This window comes from Hanamia caeni (assembly GCF_003721595.1).
GTDB lineage: Bacteria > Bacteroidota > Bacteroidia > Chitinophagales > Chitinophagaceae > Ginsengibacter > Ginsengibacter caeni.
This window is the reverse complement of the sequence record NZ_RJJR01000047.1, coordinates 1-1,435: the sequence shown is the minus strand read 5'-3', so window position 1 is coordinate 1,435 and position 1,435 is coordinate 1. Positions and strand designations below refer to the sequence as shown.

Sequence of the window (1,435 nt, the reverse complement as noted above, 5' to 3'; positions counted from 1 at the left end):
TACAAATTTCATTTCTTCTGCAAAATTTATCTGGCCTTTTTATCCCCAAACCTTTCCTATTTGTGGATTACTTGGGTTATTAAGGATTAACTACTTAGAGGTAAAATGCTCTTTTTTTTTGTCATACTGAGCTTGTCGAAGTGCAGACAAAAAAAAGTGATTGATCTCCTGGATTCAAAATTCTTGCGGGTTACCAGACTGCTAACTGTTTACTGTAACTCCCATCAAAAAAGCTATCAAATTGATATAATAATTATTTAATTAAGATCAATTCCAGTTCCTTTACCTTTTTAAAATCATTATCAGCAGTTACAGGATTGCATTATTAATTAATGCACTTGCCGCAATGATTGCATCAGGTAATTTTAAACGATATGTGTTTCTGATTTCTATGATTTTATTTTTGAGGCTAGTGTTGGAGGATTCGACATCTAACACATGAATCATGGATGCAAAAGAGTCAAATAAATTGCTATCAGATCCAGATAAATTTGTAAAGGATTTGAACTCTAATTCACTGATCACTGAAATAAAAATGGCATCAGCCGTCTCAGTAACCTTTTTAGTTTTTTATTTTCCTTTAATAAAGCAATAATTGCACTGGTATCAAGCAGTAATTTTATTTCCATTCAGACCTTATTTTTTTCTGTTCTGTCAAAGCATCACCCTTCCATTCCAGTTTTCCATACAGTTTAGAAAAGTCAAAGTTTCTCTTTGCTTTATTTCTCACCATGCGTGTTTTAGATATTACATACTTTTTAATTCCTATCTTTTCCGCGATAGCTATTAATAAATTTACATCTTTTTTATTTTCAGCCTCAAATGTTACTTGTTCCATTGTTTATCCATTCTTATATATATCAAATTTACACTTTTTTTAAAATGAACATCTTCGGTGTAACCGCCTTCAACCCTTCGACAAGCTCAGGATGACAATCCCTTCGACCCTTCGACAAGCTCTGGGCAGGCTAAGCTCAGGATGACAATCCCTTCGGCAAGCTCTGGGCAGGCTAAGCTCAGGATGACAGGACTGAGTTTGCCGCATTTAAAAGGTGAATGTTCATTTTTTTTGTCATACTGAGCTTGTCGAAGTAAGACAAAAAAGGAGGTAATCTTACTAAACTCTTCGTGAACGTTGTGCCTGGCGTAGCGCGCAAGGCTCTTTTTTTTAACACAAAGGCGTGAAGGGCCCAAAGGAGTTGCACTTCGTGATACTTTGTGGGCTTTGTGGCTTTGTGTGAAGGGCTGCTCTTGTTCTTTCACACCAAGTTTTCTTTCACACAAAGTCCCGAAGGGCCCAAAGGAGTTTCACTTCGTGATACTTTGCGGGCTTTGTGGCTTCGTGTGAAGGGCTGCTCTTGTTCTTTCACACAAATTTTCTTTCACACCAAGTCCCGAAGGGCTCGAAGGAGTTTCACTTCGTGATACTTTGTGG

At 37.1% G+C, this 1,435-nt stretch carries 1 protein-coding gene and 1 pseudogene; both read right to left on the bottom strand.

From position 1 onward, the window contains the following. Positions 1-309 precede the first annotated feature (309 nt). A pseudogene (locus EFY79_RS22075) lies at positions 310-543 on the bottom strand (hypothetical protein); the annotation flags it as partial. Between the two features lie 76 nt (positions 544-619). Next, a complete protein-coding gene (locus EFY79_RS21255; protein ID WP_123122773.1) occupies positions 620-838 on the bottom strand; it encodes a hypothetical protein in 219 nt (72 codons plus the stop codon). Positions 839-1,435: the final 597 nt, after the last annotated feature.

Bases quoted from the DNA above. Each gene is read 5' to 3' on its own strand.
- EFY79_RS21255 (WP_123122773.1), bottom strand. From the start codon at position 838: ATGGAACAAGTAACATTTGAGGCTGAAAATAAAAAAGATGTAAATTTA.